18 protein-coding genes and 1 tRNA gene are annotated in these 15,656 nt (G+C 42.1%); 8 read left to right on the forward strand and 11 right to left on the reverse strand.

Translation table 11 applies throughout. The features are described from left to right. The first annotated feature begins 1 nt into the window (after position 1). Positions 2-1,084 carry a GDP-mannose 4,6-dehydratase gene (gmd, locus tag M2470_RS10020; RefSeq protein WP_280744947.1) on the forward strand — a complete coding sequence of 361 codons (1,083 nt, stop codon included), beginning with the start codon at positions 2-4 and terminating at the stop codon, positions 1,082-1,084. Further along, positions 1,084-2,151, forward strand: a complete 1,068-nt coding sequence (locus M2470_RS10025) for a GDP-L-fucose synthase (RefSeq protein WP_280744946.1) — start codon at positions 1,084-1,086, stop codon at positions 2,149-2,151. Before gmd ends, M2470_RS10025 begins: the two co-directional genes overlap by 1 nt. A gap of 66 nt (positions 2,152-2,217) precedes the next feature. Here the strand turns inward: M2470_RS10025 and M2470_RS10030 are convergent. Then, a tRNA-Gln gene (locus tag M2470_RS10030) sits at positions 2,218-2,288 on the reverse strand. Positions 2,289-2,430: 142 nt separating this feature from the next. Here M2470_RS10030 and rsfS point away from each other — a divergent pair. The 3 genes from rsfS to M2470_RS10045 are packed head-to-tail and all read left to right on the forward strand — an operon-like array spanning position 2,431 to position 5,648. Then, on the forward strand, positions 2,431-2,790 hold the full coding sequence (rsfS, locus tag M2470_RS10035; protein ID WP_280744945.1) for a ribosome silencing factor: 360 nt from the start codon (positions 2,431-2,433) through the stop codon (positions 2,788-2,790). Between the two features lie 20 nt (positions 2,791-2,810). Beyond that, complete coding sequence (gene ftsH, locus M2470_RS10040; protein ID WP_280744944.1) at positions 2,811-4,796, forward strand: ATP-dependent zinc metalloprotease FtsH; 1,986 nt, start codon at positions 2,811-2,813, stop codon at positions 4,794-4,796. A gap of 18 nt (positions 4,797-4,814) precedes the next feature. Next, a complete protein-coding gene (locus M2470_RS10045) occupies positions 4,815-5,648 on the forward strand; it encodes a phosphatidate cytidylyltransferase (protein WP_280744943.1) in 834 nt (277 codons plus the stop codon). Here M2470_RS10045 and M2470_RS10050 read toward each other — a convergent pair. Then, positions 5,635-6,339, reverse strand: coding sequence for a porin family protein (locus M2470_RS10050; RefSeq protein ID WP_280744942.1), 705 nt, complete (start codon positions 6,337-6,339; stop codon positions 5,635-5,637). The two genes, M2470_RS10045 and M2470_RS10050, sit on opposite strands and share 14 nt — an antisense overlap. Positions 6,340-6,497: 158 nt before the next feature. Here M2470_RS10050 and M2470_RS10055 point away from each other — a divergent pair, with 158 nt between their 5' ends. Beyond that, positions 6,498-6,665: a 4Fe-4S binding protein gene (locus tag M2470_RS10055; protein WP_280744941.1), complete on the forward strand. Its 168-nt coding sequence runs from the start codon at positions 6,498-6,500 to the stop codon at positions 6,663-6,665. Between the two features lie 111 nt (positions 6,666-6,776). Here M2470_RS10055 and M2470_RS10060 read toward each other — a convergent pair whose 3' ends face one another. From M2470_RS10060 to panC, 4 genes are all read right to left on the reverse strand, one after another. Next, positions 6,777-7,148 (reverse strand): DUF3276 family protein, encoded by a 372-nt coding sequence (locus M2470_RS10060; RefSeq protein ID WP_280744940.1) that lies wholly within the window; start codon positions 7,146-7,148, stop codon positions 6,777-6,779. 100 nt (positions 7,149-7,248) lie between these two features. Continuing rightward, positions 7,249-8,571, reverse strand: coding sequence for an MATE family efflux transporter (locus tag M2470_RS10065; protein WP_280745000.1), 1,323 nt, complete (start codon positions 8,569-8,571; stop codon positions 7,249-7,251). A 13-nt stretch (positions 8,572-8,584) separates the two neighbouring features. Further along, the gene (panD, locus tag M2470_RS10070; protein ID WP_280744939.1) at positions 8,585-8,935 is read right to left on the reverse strand and encodes an aspartate 1-decarboxylase; all 351 of its coding nucleotides are present in this window, start codon (positions 8,933-8,935) and stop codon (positions 8,585-8,587) included. A gap of 18 nt (positions 8,936-8,953) precedes the next feature. Then, complete coding sequence (gene panC, locus M2470_RS10075; protein WP_280744938.1) at positions 8,954-9,799, reverse strand: pantoate--beta-alanine ligase; 846 nt, start codon at positions 9,797-9,799, stop codon at positions 8,954-8,956. Between the two features lie 316 nt (positions 9,800-10,115). Here panC and M2470_RS10080 point away from each other — a divergent pair, with 316 nt between their 5' ends. Continuing rightward, positions 10,116-10,937, forward strand: a complete 822-nt coding sequence (locus M2470_RS10080; RefSeq protein WP_280744937.1) for a glycogen/starch synthase — start codon at positions 10,116-10,118, stop codon at positions 10,935-10,937. A gap of 12 nt (positions 10,938-10,949) precedes the next feature. Beyond that, entirely contained in the window at positions 10,950-12,311 is a 1,362-nt protein-coding gene (locus tag M2470_RS10085) for a DUF4270 domain-containing protein (protein WP_280744936.1), read from the forward strand. A gap of 2 nt (positions 12,312-12,313) precedes the next feature. Here the strand turns inward: M2470_RS10085 and M2470_RS10090 are convergent, their stop codons facing one another. The 5 genes from M2470_RS10090 to M2470_RS10110 form a co-directional block, all read right to left on the reverse strand. Continuing rightward, a complete protein-coding gene (locus M2470_RS10090) occupies positions 12,314-12,625 on the reverse strand; it encodes a DUF4491 family protein (protein ID WP_280744935.1) in 312 nt (103 codons plus the stop codon). Positions 12,626-12,727: 102 nt separating this feature from the next. After that, positions 12,728-13,084, reverse strand: a complete 357-nt coding sequence (gene secG / locus M2470_RS10095; protein WP_280744934.1) for a preprotein translocase subunit SecG — start codon at positions 13,082-13,084, stop codon at positions 12,728-12,730. 7 nt (positions 13,085-13,091) lie between these two features. After that, entirely contained in the window at positions 13,092-13,844 is a 753-nt protein-coding gene (locus tag M2470_RS10100; protein WP_280744933.1) for a hypothetical protein, read from the reverse strand. A gap of 30 nt (positions 13,845-13,874) precedes the next feature. Beyond that, positions 13,875-14,387, reverse strand: a complete 513-nt coding sequence (locus M2470_RS10105; protein WP_280744932.1) for an LptE family protein — start codon at positions 14,385-14,387, stop codon at positions 13,875-13,877. A gap of 3 nt (positions 14,388-14,390) precedes the next feature. Beyond that, the gene (locus tag M2470_RS10110; protein ID WP_280744999.1) at positions 14,391-15,566 is read right to left on the reverse strand and encodes a sigma-54 dependent transcriptional regulator; all 1,176 of its coding nucleotides are present in this window, start codon (positions 15,564-15,566) and stop codon (positions 14,391-14,393) included. Positions 15,567-15,656: the final 90 nt, after the last annotated feature.

A 15,656-nucleotide genomic window follows, 5' to 3' on the forward strand; every position in this document is an offset into this window, starting at 1 on the left:
CATGAAAAAAGTTGCTTTGATTACCGGGATTACCGGACAGGATGGGTCCTTTTTGGCGGAGTTTTTGATAGGTAAAGATTATGAGGTGCATGGAACGATTCGTCGTTCGTCGTCTTTTAATACTGGTAGGATTGAGCATTTATACCTGGATGAATGGGTGCGGGATATGAAGCAACAACGCTTAGTCAACTTGCATTATGCGGATATGACGGATAGTAGTTCGCTCATACGGATTATCCAGGCTGTGCAACCGGATGAAATTTATAATTTGGCAGCTCAGAGCCATGTGAAGGTGTCGTTCGACGTGCCGGAGTATACAGCAGAAGCGGATGCCGTAGGTACCTTGCGTATTCTGGAAGCTATTCGTATCTTGGGATTGGAAAAGAAGACAAAGATATATCAGGCCTCTACTTCGGAACTCTATGGTAAGGTCTTAGAGATACCACAAAGTGAAACCACTCCATTCTATCCTCGCTCTCCTTATGGAGTGGCTAAACAGTATGGTTTTTGGATTACAAAGAACTATCGGGAAAGTTATGGCATGTTTGCTGTAAATGGTATCCTTTTTAATCATGAGAGTGAAAGGCGGGGAGAAACTTTTGTAACCCGTAAAATTACCTTAGCAGCCGCTCGTATAGCACAAGGTTATCAGGATAAACTATATCTGGGTAATCTAGATTCATTGCGCGATTGGGGATATGCAAAAGACTATGTGGAGTGTATGTGGATGATGTTGCAACATTCTGTTCCGGAGGATTTTGTGATTGCCACGGGGGAATACCATACTGTGCGTGAGTTCTGTACGCTTGCATTTAAGGAGGCTGGTATTGAACTTCGATGGGAAGGGAATGGAATTGAGGAAAAAGGAATTGATATTGCTACCGGAAGAACATTGGTAGAGGTAGATCCTAAATATTTTCGTCCGGCAGAAGTAGAGCAACTATTGGGTGATCCGACAAAAGCTCGGACCGTATTAGGTTGGGATCCGCGAAAAACTAGTTTTCAGGAATTAGTGAAAATTATGGTTTCTCATGATATGCGTTTTGTGAAGAAGTTGCATTTACGTCAAACGATGGATGAGTGATGAACAAAGACGCTAAAATATATGTGGCGGGGCATTTAGGTTTAGTTGGCTCTGCTATCTGGAAGAACTTACAACAGAAGGGGTATACTAACCTGATAGGTAAAACTATTCATGAGGTTAATCTTCAGGATGCGACGGCTGTAAAAGCGTTCTTTGATGACGAACAACCGGAATATGTCTTTCTGGCTGCGGCTCAGGTTGGAGGGATTCTGGCAAATAATACATATCGTGCTGATTTTATCTTTAATAATCTACAGATACAACAAAATGTAATTGGAGAGTCTTTTCGCCATCAGGTAAAGAAATTGTTGTTTCTGGGAAGTACCTGTATTTACCCCAAAGAAGCAAAGCAGCCGATGTGTGAAGACGAATTGTTGACCGGTCCGTTAGAGTATACCAATGAGCCTTATGCTATTGCCAAAATTGCAGGATTAAAAATGTGCGAAAGTTTCAATCTGCAATACGGAACAAATTATATAGCAGTGATGCCTACCAACCTGTATGGACCCAATGATAATTTTGACCTGGAGCGTAGCCATGTGTTGCCGGCTATGATCCGTAAAATATATCTGGCCAAATGCTTAATGGAGGATAACTGGGAGGCTATACGCGAGGATCTGAATAGAGGGCAGCACGCAGCACGCAGCACGCAGCACGGAACATATGAGATACTTCGTATGCTTTCTAAGTATGGGATTACTGACTCTGCTGTGGAATTGTGGGGAACAGGGGCGCCGCTACGGGAATTTTTATGGAGTGAAGAAATGGCCGATGCTTGTGTCTACATTATGGAACACGTGGACTTTAAAGATCTGGCAGATGCTAAAACAGAGGTTCGGAATTGTCATATCAATATAGGAACCGGCAAAGAAATATCCATCAAAGCTCTGTCTGAATTAATCGCTCAAACGATTGGCTATAAAGGAGAAATTCGTTTCAGCCCGGAGAAGCCGGATGGTACCATGCGAAAATTGACAGACCCCTCGAAGTTACATTCATTAGGCTGGCACCATCAAATAGAAATAGAAGAAGGCGTTAGACGCTTGTACGAATGGTATATCCGGTAATCTGATCTGACACAGACTTACCATTTACCGCATAAAAAAGCCTCTGCAATTAGCAGGGGCTTTTTGTTGTTCTACCAAGACTCGAACTTGGACAAACAGGACCAGAATCTGTTGTGCTACCATTACACCATAGAACAATTTTGACGGTGCAAAGATATAGGCTTTTTTGTTTCGAGCAAAATTTTGAAACAATTATTTATTTATTGAGGTTATATCATCAGCAATACCAAATTTAAGAATTATATTTGTCCTTTTAAAAAGGATTACAATTAATTATACATGGATCAAACAAAAGAATTAGTAAATACAATCGTTAGAGGCCTTCAGGAAAAGAAAGGAAAAAATATTGTTACAGTAGACTTAACCAAACTATCAGGTGCAATTTGCCAATATATGGTAATTGGAGAAGGGAGTTCCCCTACACAGGTGTCTGCTCTTTCGGATTCCGTATGGGAATTCGCCAGAAAAGAAGCGCAGGAAAAACCTCTTTCTGTTGATGGATACCAACTTGCAGAATGGATCGGTATGGATTATGGCACAGTTCTTGTGCATATTTTTCTGCCTGAACAACGTCAGTTTTATAATTTAGAAAATCTTTGGGCTGATTCGAGGGTAACAAAAGTTCCTGATATTGATTAAAATAATAGAATAGAATAGATATGTCTACTAACAATAATAAATTTCCTAAAGGTGATAAGCCGAATAAGATGTTCAAATTCAATATTTATTGGATGTATGGACTCATTCTTGTCATGCTTGCTGCCCTTTATTTTACGAGTGATTCGTCTACAACGAAAGAGTTGGGCTGGACGGAATTTCAGCGTTTAGCACAAGAGGATGTCTTTGAAAAGATGACTGTTTATAACAAGAAAAATGTCTTGGAAGCAAAGGTTAAGAGTGGTAAGCTTGGACTTGTTTTCAAAGGAGATAGTGCGAAATTAGGTGATTCTCCAAAGGTATTGGTGAAAATTCCTTCGGCCGATAAGTTCTCGGATTTCTATGATAAGGCGGTCACCGAAAACCATATTACAACACAGGTGAATTTTGAAGAAGGAGATGATACGATTTGGAATTTCGTACTGTCTTTAGCTCCTTTTGTGTTTTTTATTGTACTTTGGATTTTCCTGATGCGCAAGATGTCAGGAGGTGCGGGAGGAGGTGCCGGAAATGTATTTAGTGTCGGTAAATCTAAAGCGCAACTATTTGATAAAGACAGTGACAAGAAGGTGACTTTTAAAGATGTAGCCGGATTGTCGGAAGCCAAGCAAGAAGTTGAAGAGATCGTTTCTTTCCTGAAAGATCCTGCCAAATATACCGAATTGGGAGGTAAGATTCCTAAGGGCGCTTTATTGGTAGGCCCTCCGGGAACTGGTAAAACTTTATTAGCGAAAGCTGTAGCCGGAGAAGCTAATGTACCTTTCTTTTCTCTTTCAGGATCTGATTTTGTGGAAATGTTTGTTGGAGTAGGGGCTTCCCGTGTGCGTGACCTTTTCCGTCAGGCAAAAGAAAAGGCGCCCTGTATTGTGTTTATAGACGAAATTGATGCTGTAGGTAGGGCACGTGGCAAGAATGCAAACATGAATAGTAATGATGAGCGGGAAAACACCCTGAATCAGTTGCTGACGGAAATGGATGGTTTCGGCTCTAACAGTGGGGTTATTATCCTGGCGGCAACCAACCGGGCCGACGTATTGGATAAAGCATTGCTTCGTGCCGGACGTTTTGACCGTCAGATACATGTTGAACTGCCGGATTTAAATGAACGAAAAGAAATCTTTGGCGTGCACCTGCGCCCGATCAAAATAGATGATAGTGTAGATACAGAGTTCCTGGCTCGCCAGACACCTGGTTTTTCCGGAGCAGATATTGCCAATGTCTGTAATGAAGCTGCATTGATTGCGGCTCGTAACGGGAAAAAGTTTGTTCAGAAAGAAGACTTTATGAGTGCTGTAGACCGTATTGTCGGTGGCCTTGAGAAAAGGACAAAAATAACAACAGCAGACGAGCGAAATAGCATAGCTAACCATGAAGCCGGACATGCCTCTTTAAGCTGGTTGCTGGAACATGCCAACCCGCTGGTTAAGGTTACAATTGTGCCGAGAGGAAAGGCATTAGGTGCTGCCTGGTACTTACCGGAAGAACGACAAATTACTACCCGGGAGCAGTTGCTGGATGAAATGTGTGCCACTTTAGGAGGTCGTGCAGCCGAAGAGCTATTTTTGGGTAAGATATCTACCGGTGCGTCAAACGATCTGGAGAGAGTAACAAAACAGGCCTATGCCATGGTGGTTTATTTCGGCATGAGTGAAAAGCTACCTAATCTGAATTATTATGATTCAAGTGGTCAGGATTGGGGCTTTACAAAGCCATATAGCGAAGATACGGCTAAGTTGATCGACACGGAAGTACAACGCATTATCAATGAACAGTACGACCGGGCAAAGCAAATCTTGTCCGAACACGCTGAAGGGCATCATCAGTTAGCAAAAGTTTTATTGGAGCGTGAAGTTATATACTCGGAAGATGTTGAACAAATATTCGGTAAACGTCCCTGGGTTTCACGTTCAGAAGAGATACTGGAGCAGCAGCAGGAAAAGGAAGTACAAGCTAAGCAGCCTGATGAAACAACTCCAACTGAAGAATAAATACAATTCGCTGATACCTTGAAAAATTTTATAACGCGAACACTGGCCGGGGCTGTTTTTGTAGCCTTTATCGTAGCTGGAATTTGCATCCATGCTTATGCGTTCCTATTTGTGTTTGGCCTTATTACAGGACTTACTTTATGGGAGTTTTATGGCTTGCTAAAGCATTTTGAAGGTGCAGGCTTAAAGCGGATTGTTGCTGTTTTAGGAGGGGTGTATCTTTTCTTTGCTACATTTATGTATGCCAATCATCTGGTAGGAGGAAGTATTTTTCTTCCCTATTTGCTTTTTCTGATGTATGTCATGATTGCGGAATTGTATGACAAATCGTCAAACCCTATCCATAATTGGTCTTTTACTTTCTTAGCACAAGTATATTGTGCCGGAGCTTTTTCATTACTCAATTTCATTACTTCAGCCCCTGATGCTATGGGGGATGTGTCCTATTCATATGTATTCGCTCTGGCATTGTTTGTCTTTGTCTGGCTGAATGATACGGGGGCTTATCTGGTGGGCTCTACGATAGGTAAGCATCGTCTGTTTGAGCGGATTTCTCCTAAAAAGTCATGGGAAGGCTTCTGGGGAGGGCTTGTTGTAGCAATGGGATCGTCACAGCTCTTTGCACATTTTTACCCGGAAGTTAGCTGGTACAACTGGCTGGGGCTTTCTGTGGCAGTTGTCTTGTTTGCCACTTGGGGCGATTTGACAGAGTCTTTGTTGAAACGGGCTTTGGGTATTAAAGATTCCGGCACTCTGATTCCCGGTCATGGAGGCATGTTAGATCGTTTTGACAGTGTGTTGATGGCTATTCCTGCCATGTATATTTATCTGGAACTTTTTATTCGAAATTAAAGGTCAGAACGATCATTCGTGAAGTCGCTTTTGAAAGAGCATCAGTGTACATGATCAGCTCAGGCTGGGTAAGATCCGGTCGGTCTGTCTCCAATAAGTTTTTCAATCCGAAACAAAACTTGAGTTCAGGACATAGCTTAAAGTAGGGAAGATAGATATCACAACCTATTCCGAACGACAGTCCGTAGTCCATTCCTTTCAGGAGGATTGCTTCTCCCTTTTTACGACCAAGATCGATCGCTCCGTAAACACCGCCCGTCAGGTAGGGGCGATAGTTGTTCAAGCGGAAGGAACTGTATTTTAATTCGACAGGGAATGTGAGGTAATTAGACCGAACCGTAGTTGTGTATTCTTCTCCTGTTTCATGTTCTCTGAAAATGAATTTTTTATCACCAAAATTAAGACTGGGGATAAACCGGAGGTTGAAGTATGGACTTAGGAACATGTCGCCAATGATTCCCACGCTGAAGCCCGGAGAATAATTAGGAATTTCGGCAAACCAAGTCCCACCGGCAGCAGATGTTACACCCGTATTGGATAGAATCAAATCCTGTGTATGCATCCCTACGTGAAATCCGAGGTGGAATAATTTCAAGTCGGCATAAGGTTGATTCTTAACCTTTTCCTTTTGCGCCTGGATGCCGGGAGCAAGCAGGGCAATCATATATAGTAAGAATAAAAGACGTCTCAATGTGTAATCAATTTTGAAATATAACGCGCAAATGAACAATTTATTGCTGGAAGTAGTTCTATAAAAAGCTGCGTAATATTTTTTTTATGCAAAGAAAGCTATATTTTTGTATCCAATACTAATAGATATATAGATTATCAATTTAAACGTTTACGAACATGGCTTATTTAATTAGCGAAGATTGTATTGCTTGTGGTACTTGTATTGATGAGTGCCCTGTTAGTGCTATTTCAGAAGGTGATATTTATGTTATTGATCCTGAAATGTGTACAGATTGTGGAACCTGTGCAGATGTTTGTCCTACAGAAGCAATTCATCCGGCATAAACCGGAACAGATAGGTTTAATAAGTACCTATTAGATATGAAAAGGGCTGCTTAACTTCAAAAGGAGAGCAGCCCATTTTTATTTGATGGTATGATGTTGTATAAAAACACGTCAGAAGTCTATATCCAGTTTGATCTCTCCGCTATCCTCTTCTTTTGCTTCTTCGGGATTTTCGGGAGGAGTGTCGGATACTTCCTGATTCTCCAATAATGCGTTCTGTTTCTTGATATAATTGATTACATCATTCATCCCTTCGATAAATTTATCGAAGTCTTCTTTGTAGAGAAATATCTTGTGCTTCTCAAAAGATGTCTGCGAGCCGTCTTTCGGCTGTATTTTCTTGCTTTCGGTTATTGCCAGGAATAGATCGTTTTTTAGGTTCTTCTTTACGTCCAGATAATAAATCCGCTTCCCTGCTTTTATAGCCTTTGAATACAGAATCTCTTTGTCTCCACCTTCAGTCTTCTTCATTGATTCTTCCATGATAGCTAACATTTGTTAAATACCCACACTTTTATCTTAACATCCCCAAATATGTGCATTTTTTTTTAATTAACAACTATGTAATACGATTAATTTCTGTTTAAATCTTTTTGTTTTGCCACTTTCCACTTTTTAGGTAAAGAGCACTGAATATGAATAATAGCCCGTAGTAGATTAGTTCTGAGGTAAAGCAGACATGTACCGGCATCTTCAGGCGCATACCGATTACATAGATATAGATACAATAAAAGACAAGAGTTAACAACTCCATGAGTAATGCCGGGCGGGTATTTCCTGTGCCGGATACGCCATTAAAGCAGATGTTGCTAACGGCAGAGAGTAACATGGCTCCGGCAATGACATAAATGGATGGTATAGAGCTTGCTATAAGGAATGCGTCGTTTGTGTATATGGATGCAATATACTCCGGAATCAGGCAGATAATAGCCGAACAAACTGCCATAATGGCCAATGAAAAACGGGCAATCTTCCGGATAATAGGGATTACTTGGTTCGTGTTTCCGGCTCCGATGAGATTGCTGACCAGGGAATTTGTAGTAGTAGACAGTGAATTAACAGGGATGAACATGACGATGTAAATACTTCGTACAATGTTGGCAACTGCCAATTCACTTTGTCCGATGCGTTCTACGGCAAGGAAAAAGAGCAGGAAAGTGCTCATAGACACAAAGTATTGAAGCATTGTGAATATGGAGATGTCTAATATTCGTTTGAGCAGTTTGAAGTCAAAAGACACCAGTTTATTCAGTCCGTATTTTTTCAGATCAACCGTCAGAAAGGTATAGGTAACGAAGAAGACGATTGATACGGCCTCGGCAGCTACAGAGGCAATAGCGGCGCCTTCCAGTCCCATTTCGGGGAACCCTCCATGTCCGAAAATCAGCAGATAGTCCAGTATAATATTGGTTACTGCCATTAATACAGCATTTAGCGTCAGAACCTTTGTGCGAGTAATCCCAACAAACAAGGCCCGGAACATTACATTAATGTAAGAGAAAAAGAGGCCTGCCATGCGAATATTCAGAAAGCTGGCCGTAGCCTCCAGTATTGTGTCCGAAGAAATAAGTACTTGCAGAATATCGGTTGAAAAAATGCGGGTGAAAGAGTAAAGCACAATAGCCAGGGCAAAGAGGAAAAATACACCCTGTATCATTACCGGCCCTACCTGATCGTACGCCCGCTCTCCGTTTCTTCTGGCAATAAGTATCTGTGAACCGGTACTAAATCCAAAAGCAATCGTAAAACAACAGATATAGAAGATACCTCCCAGTGCGGATGCACCCAGCTCTACTTCTCCCACTCTTCCCAGAAATGCCGTATCGGTAACATTGATAATGTTTTGCGCTAACAGACTCAGGAAGATCGGATAGCTAATATTCCATATGTGTTTGTTCGTGAAAATATCCGGTTCCGGTTTATATCAGTTTATTTGTTGCTGTGTCGGGGAATATGATAGCGGGCTTGAAGGTTTTGGCTTCTTCAAAGTCCATCATTGCATACGACATAATGATGATGATGTCGCCAGGTTGTACCCTGCGCGCAGCTGCTCCGTTCAGGCAAACAACGCCCGAACCCCGTTCCCCTTTAATGATGTATGTTTCAAAGCGTTCTCCGTTATTGTTGTTCACAATAGAAACCTTTTCGTACGGAATCATATTGGCCGCATCCAGCAAATCCTCATCTACAGTGATACTTCCAATGTAATTCAGATTCGCCTCTGTAACGGTTACCCGATGAATCTTTGATTTAACTATTTCGATGAACATCTTTCCTTTTAAGGTGAATTAGTTTGTATATGTTATATTGTCTATTAACCGAACTTCTCCGCAAAATACGGCAATGCAACCGACCGGATTGCTCGTTTCATTCCAGTTTTGGATAGATTCCAGTGTATTTCCGTCTACAATGTCGAAATATTCAACCTCCAGGACGGGTTCGCTGTTGATCGTACGGATCACATAATCCATCACTTCTTGCACACTTTTTCGGGGGACAAAGTTAGTACTTTCTTTTAACGTGCGAGCAATTAATGGGGCTTTTTGACGCTGAGCAGGTGTTAATCGCGTATTGCGGCTACTCATGGCAAGCCCGTCTGCTTCACGTATGATGGGGCAGGTAATGATATTGACCGGCAGATTCAGTTCTCTTACCATAGCGCGGATAACAGCTACCTGCTGAAAGTCTTTTTCCCCGAAATAAGCATTGTCCGGCTCTACGATATAGAATAGTTTGCTGACGATTTGAGCTACTCCATTGAAGTGTCCGGGGCGATGTGCACCCTCCATTACTTCGGCTACCCGTCCCAGCTGAAACTGGCGGGTGTCCGGCTCGGGATACATCTCCTTTTCCGATGGGGCAAACACATAGTCGCAGCCGGCAGCTTGCAGTAGTGCATGATCTTTTTCTGGCGTACGAGGGTATGTTGCCAAGTCTTTTTTGTCGTTAAACTGTGTAGGGTTCACAAATATACTGGCTATGCTGATGTCGTTATCTTTGGCGCAACGCTCTACCAAGCTGATATGTCCGTTGTGTAAAGCTCCCATAGTGGGCACAAGCCCAATCCGTTTCCCCATCTGTCTTTCCAGTGAAAGGCAATCTTTTAATTCCTGGATGCTGTCAATTATTTTCATACATATAGTTCATAAAACGAGCACAAAGCAAATAAATAATCGTCGTATATGAAAATAAAGTCGCCTTTTTGTTAGTAGAAATCATCAATAAAAAGAATCGCGCCACATATGTGGTGTGATCGATTCACATTTGTGTTTCGATCGTTTTACATATGTAGTTTGATCGCGTGACATATGTGGCGCGATTCTTTTTTGATGAAAATAGAGGGTGCTTATCCCGTGAAACCACTGATGTATCAATGTTTTTGAGAAATCTGCGTGCTATTCGCTCAAAAATTGTTATCTTTGTGACATTTTCTAAAACAATTTTATTAGAATGGATGCAAAAAGAATCTTGTTTATTAATCAAGAAATTGTCCCTTATCTTCCGGAGTCCGAAATCGCTGTTGTAGGAAGGAATTTGCCGCAAGGCATTCAGGAGCGAGGACGTGAAATCAGAACATTCATGCCGAAATTCGGTAACATAAATGAAAGACGTAATCAATTACACGAAGTGATTCGTTTGTCCGGCATGAACTTAATCATAGATGATACAGACCACCCTTTAATTATAAAAGTAGCATCCATTCAGGCTGCCAGAATGCAGGTGTACTTCATAGATAATGAAGATTTTTTCCAACGTAAGTCACTGGTAAGCGATTGCAATGGCAATGAGTATGAAGACAATGACGAACGCTCTATCTTTTATGTCCGGGGTGTGTTGGAAACTATCAAAAAGCTACGCTGGATGCCGGATCTGATTCATTGTAACGGTTGGATGTCGGCTTTGACAGGACTTTATATCAAACGGATGTATGCCGATGACCCATGTTTAAAAGATGCTAAAATTGTTTATTCTATCTATACGGATGATTTCAAGAAGCCGCTTCGCGAGAATGTTTCCGATAAATTGAAGATGGATGGAGCAACAGAGGACGATGTGGCTGTTTTGAAAAATGATACCGGTTTCGTATCTTTGACCAAATTAGCGATTGATTTTGCCGACGGGGTTATACATGGAAGTGAAGCAATTCATCCGGAAATTGCCGATTATTTAGCTACAAAAACAGACAAACCGGTGCTTCCTTATCAATCTCCCGAAACATATATCGATGTGTTTAATGACTTTTATGATATAGTTTTGGAACAAAATAAGTAATCAAAATAGAAAATGAAGATCAAGCTATCTATACTTGGAGTTGTTTTGGGGATTATTCTTCTGAACGCTTGTGATGATGATATGGGATTGGTAGGACCAAGTATTCAGCCTGAAGGAGATATCCCTAGCGTGTACACGGATACGTTTGCTATAACAGCTTCTACAGTGCTGATTGATTCTATATATGCCAAAACGGCAACAGGTTTGCTAGGGGAGATATATGATCCGCTATATGGAAACCTGAAGTCTGATTATATCTGTCAGTTTTATGTACAGGACGGCTTTAAATTTGCCCACGAACCGATAGACGGAAAGATAGACTCTATTGATTTTACCATTTATTATACTGCTACTACCGGTTGGCTGGGAGATTCATTGGCTGCTATGGAGGCTACTATTTATCCGGTGGTGAAAGCCTTGGATAGGAACTATTATACCAATATACGTCCGGAAGATTATGCCGATCTGCGGAATCCGCTTGGCGCACAAGCATATACTGCCCGGAATATGCTACTCTCCGATTCGTTGTATGCGGCAGACGGCCCACAGCTGGTAATACGTATGCCACAGGAAGTAGGGCAGCGGATATATGACGAAACGGTGAATAATCCGGCTTCGTTTGCTACTCAGGATGCCTTTAATCGTTTCTTCCCGGGGCTGTATATTACCAATACCTTCGGTAGTGGGAATATATTATATGTTGATGCCTCGTACATGAGTATTCATTATTCTTATTATGTGAAGAGTGTATCTACCGGTGCCCTTGACTCGGCGGTATATGCCAATGAATGGTTTCCTGTAACAAAAGAGGTTGTCCAGATGAACCGTATACAGAACGCAAATATAGAGCAGCTGCTTCAGCCGAATGATAAATATACGTATTTGAAGACGCCTTCCGGTGTTTATACCAAGATTACAATTCCAACAAAGGATATTATCTCCAAGATAAACGGACGGGAGGTAAATAATTTTTACATGAGTTTTGCTCCGATGCCTCAGCCGGAGTGGAAATATGCATTTTCGCGTCCTACTTATCTGGCTATGATTCCGGAAGATTCGGTAAAGACATTCTTTGAAGAGGGAAAGATTACGAATTCTATTTCTTCGTACCTGCTTTCATATAATGCAGATAGTGCAAAATACATAGCGGGTAACGTATCCAATTTGCTTAAGTACCAGATGGAATATGCGCCGGAAGACGATTTAAATATGCTGCTTATACCGGTTACCTGTACGTTCCAGACGGATTATTACGGCAATGCCACTTCTACTCCTGCTGCGATCAGTAATTTCCTACGGCCTTCTGGAGTAACTTTACGTAAAGATTCGGAGGTGATGCGTGTACAAGTTATAAGTAGCGAGTATAAGAAATAAAATTATCGCTTTTGTTCCGGGTATTTCCTTTTAGGATTCTTGGGGAACCAGCCTTTTAGCACGCGCTCTTCCTGTTCAAATATCTCTTTGATCGTCCAGAAGGAGGAGAAGGCAAACACACCGCATATCGCCGATATCAGTATGCTTTCGATAAATAAGGAGGCAATGACTCCTCCTATGCCTAAGATTAGGAATATCCACCAGCATTTGGTTCCCCAATAATATTCTGCTTTTATTACAAGGGGATGAAACAGTCCGATGATTAGGAATGTTAATATACCGATTACTAATCCGTCAAAATGTAATAGTTCCATAATTGTTATTATTGATGTACAAAGATTATGAAATAAAAAAAGACATCCACGCAATCGGGATGTCTTTTTTATACGTATAGTATAACGTATTACTTATTTTCTTTATTGAGCGGGTTCTTCACCTTCAGGAACAACAGGCTGCTGAGCCGTTCCGAAGTTAGGAGCGATCGTGTTAGGATCGATCATTGTTGCTTCGTTAACTTGTTGTCTGATTTCAGATTGATTTGTCGTGGCAGCTCTGGGGATAAACACCGTAATAATAATGCTTAACACGATAACAACTCCTGCTAGGCCCCATGTGGCTTTTTCCAGGAAGTCGGTTGTTTTGCGAACCCCCATAATCTGGTTGGAAGAAGAGAATCCTGAAGCCAAGCCTCCTCCCTTTGAATTCTGGATCAGTACGATCAAGATCAAAAGTACGGCCGCAATCAGAATTAAAATCGAGATAAATACGTACATTTTAGTTTTATTTTTTAGAGTTAATAATCAATTTTTCCAAAAAACGGATTTGGTCTGCAAAGTAAACATTTTTTTCTGGATATTTCAAGCTTAAGTTTTTAATTATTTGCAAGGCTTTCTCATATCGTTTCTGTTTGATATATATCCTGGCCAGCGTTTCGGTAAAATAGGAGTCATCGTCTCCCGTTTTTTGCTTGTCATTTTTATTTTCCATATCTTCCAGATAATCTAATGAAACATACTCGTCGTCATTGTCATCAAACTTAAAACCACTTCCCGGCGTTCTTTGTTTATCTTCCTGCAAGAAAGAGTCGATCAGGTCATGATGCTGCAGTTGGTGGGAAGCCTCTTCGTCTGAAAACTCTGCATCCGGTTGGGTAGAGACTGCCCAGTATAAATAGTCTGAGGAAGCAGACGGACGGAACAGGATAGAAGGATCTGACGATGCGATATCACTCAACTCGCTGTGAGATGAAAGAAAATTATCGATCAGAGAGAACGTATCACTTTGCTCTTCGAGGGTTTCTTTTTCGGTTTCATTTCCAAATCCACGTTGGATGCCTTCTATAAAGGCAAATAGTTTTTTACGGTCGGGTATGTAAATAGCCATTTTCTTCAGCTCAGAGCCAAAGTGTATATCGTTCACAGCAGCCAGGTTCTTTAAGTAAAGCATTCTTGCTGTGTGAAAGTACGGATAGTTGTCAATCAGTTGCTTTAGCCCGGGGAGTGTTTCCCTGCTTAGCAGCGACGGATCTTCCATCAGTTGATATAGTTGGCCGCTTTCCATACCTTACCAGTCGGCAACTGTTGAGTTGAATATCTGCTCGGTTATCTCCTTAACCAACTCCTCGTTTAACGTGTCCTGGACGTCTTGCAACATCCGGTTACTGTCAAACTCCCGGTAGGCGGAGAAGGCTTGCTCAAAGTCTTTCTCCGGATTGGAGCGATTGGAGTAGCGAACGCGTACTGTCATGGTCAGCTTGGTCATGGACGAGAAGGCATCTTCCTTGATCGCCATTGGCGCCAGGTCGTAGCCTGTAATTTCTCCTTCGAGGTGTATGTCTCCGTTATCCGAGAGCATTTGAAGCTTTGTCCGGCGGATGAAAATATCTTTCAGGCCTTCCGTGAAACTCTGAGCCAGGGGAGGGGATACCAAGGGAGCCTGGTTCGGGAAGTCGTGTATAGACACGCTTTTGGTGGTCTCGTAGTCAATGGAAGAACCGGTGAAGCTGTACGATATAGTGCAGGAAGCGCAGGCCAAGACCAGCGTAATAAGCACTCCAAACAGGTTTGTATTTCTCATAAATTAATCCAGTTTATATTCTTTGATTTTCCGGTAGAGCGTGCGCTCGGATATTTTCAGGTCGGCAGCAGCATTTTTTCGCCGTCCGTTGTGTTTCTCCAAGGCCTTACGGATCATATCTTTTTCCACATCCTCCAGCGAAAGCGTTTCTTCTTCAATAATAGGTTCCGCCTCCTGGATGGGATTATTATGTATCTGAGGATAGGTGTATGTGTCTTCATGTACAGGTACTTGGATGTTACCTCCCATGATTTCGTGAACCAGCTTTTTCAGTTCGTTTACGTCATTCTTCATGTCAAAAAGAACCTGGTATAGAATTTCACGTTCGCTGTTGAATATCTTCTGGTCACTATCTTTTTTTACCAACACCGGGTATTTTTCCATCTGGGCATCCGGCAAGTAGCCACGTAGTATGTCGGCTGTAATGTCTCTGTTTTCTTCAATGATGGAGATACGTTCCGTCAGGTTTTTAAGCTCACGCACATTACCCGGCCAGCGATAAGAAGTAAGTATCCTGCGTGCATCATCTTCCAGGTGGATAGGCGGCATGCGGTACTTTTCGGCACAATCGCTCGCAAACTTGCGGAAAAGTAGAATGATATCCTCTTCTCCCCGGCTGCGTAGCGGAGGAATCTGGATGGGAACTGTGCTTAAGCGGTAGAAGAGGTCTTCGCGAAACTTGCCTTCTGCTACGGCCTGACTCAGGTTTACGTTGGTTGCCGCAACAATACGTACGTTTGTTTTCAACACCTTAGACGAACCAACCTTCAGAAACTCTCCGGTTTCCAGTATACGTAACAAACGTGCCTGGGTAGGGATGGGAAGTTCGCCTACCTCGTCCAGGAAAACCGTTCCGCCGTCTGCCACTTCAAAATATCCTTTGCGATCAGCCAGCGCTCCGGTGAAGGAACCTTTTTCATGCCCGAATAATTCCGAATCAATCGTGCCTTCCGGAATAGCGCCACAGTTTACAGCGATGTACTGACCGTGTTTCCGGGGACTGTTCTGGTGTATGATTTGCGGGAACGTTTCTTTTCCCACTCCGCTCTCTCCGGTAATAAGCACGGACAGGTCGGTAGGAGCAACTTGCAAGGCAACGTCTATTGCGCGGTTAAGTGTTGTACAGTTACCGATAATCCCGTAACGTTGTTTGATCTGCTGGATATCTGTTTTAACCATCATGGAAATTAATCTCTGTAATTATTTCAGTTTACCTGACAAAATTACAAATCTTAATTCAATTTATCGCATAAGCGCTTACTCCTTTTC

Origin of the sequence: Parabacteroides sp. PH5-46 (genome assembly GCF_029892785.1) — a bacterium.
Taxonomy (GTDB): domain Bacteria; phylum Bacteroidota; class Bacteroidia; order Bacteroidales; family Tannerellaceae; genus DFXE01.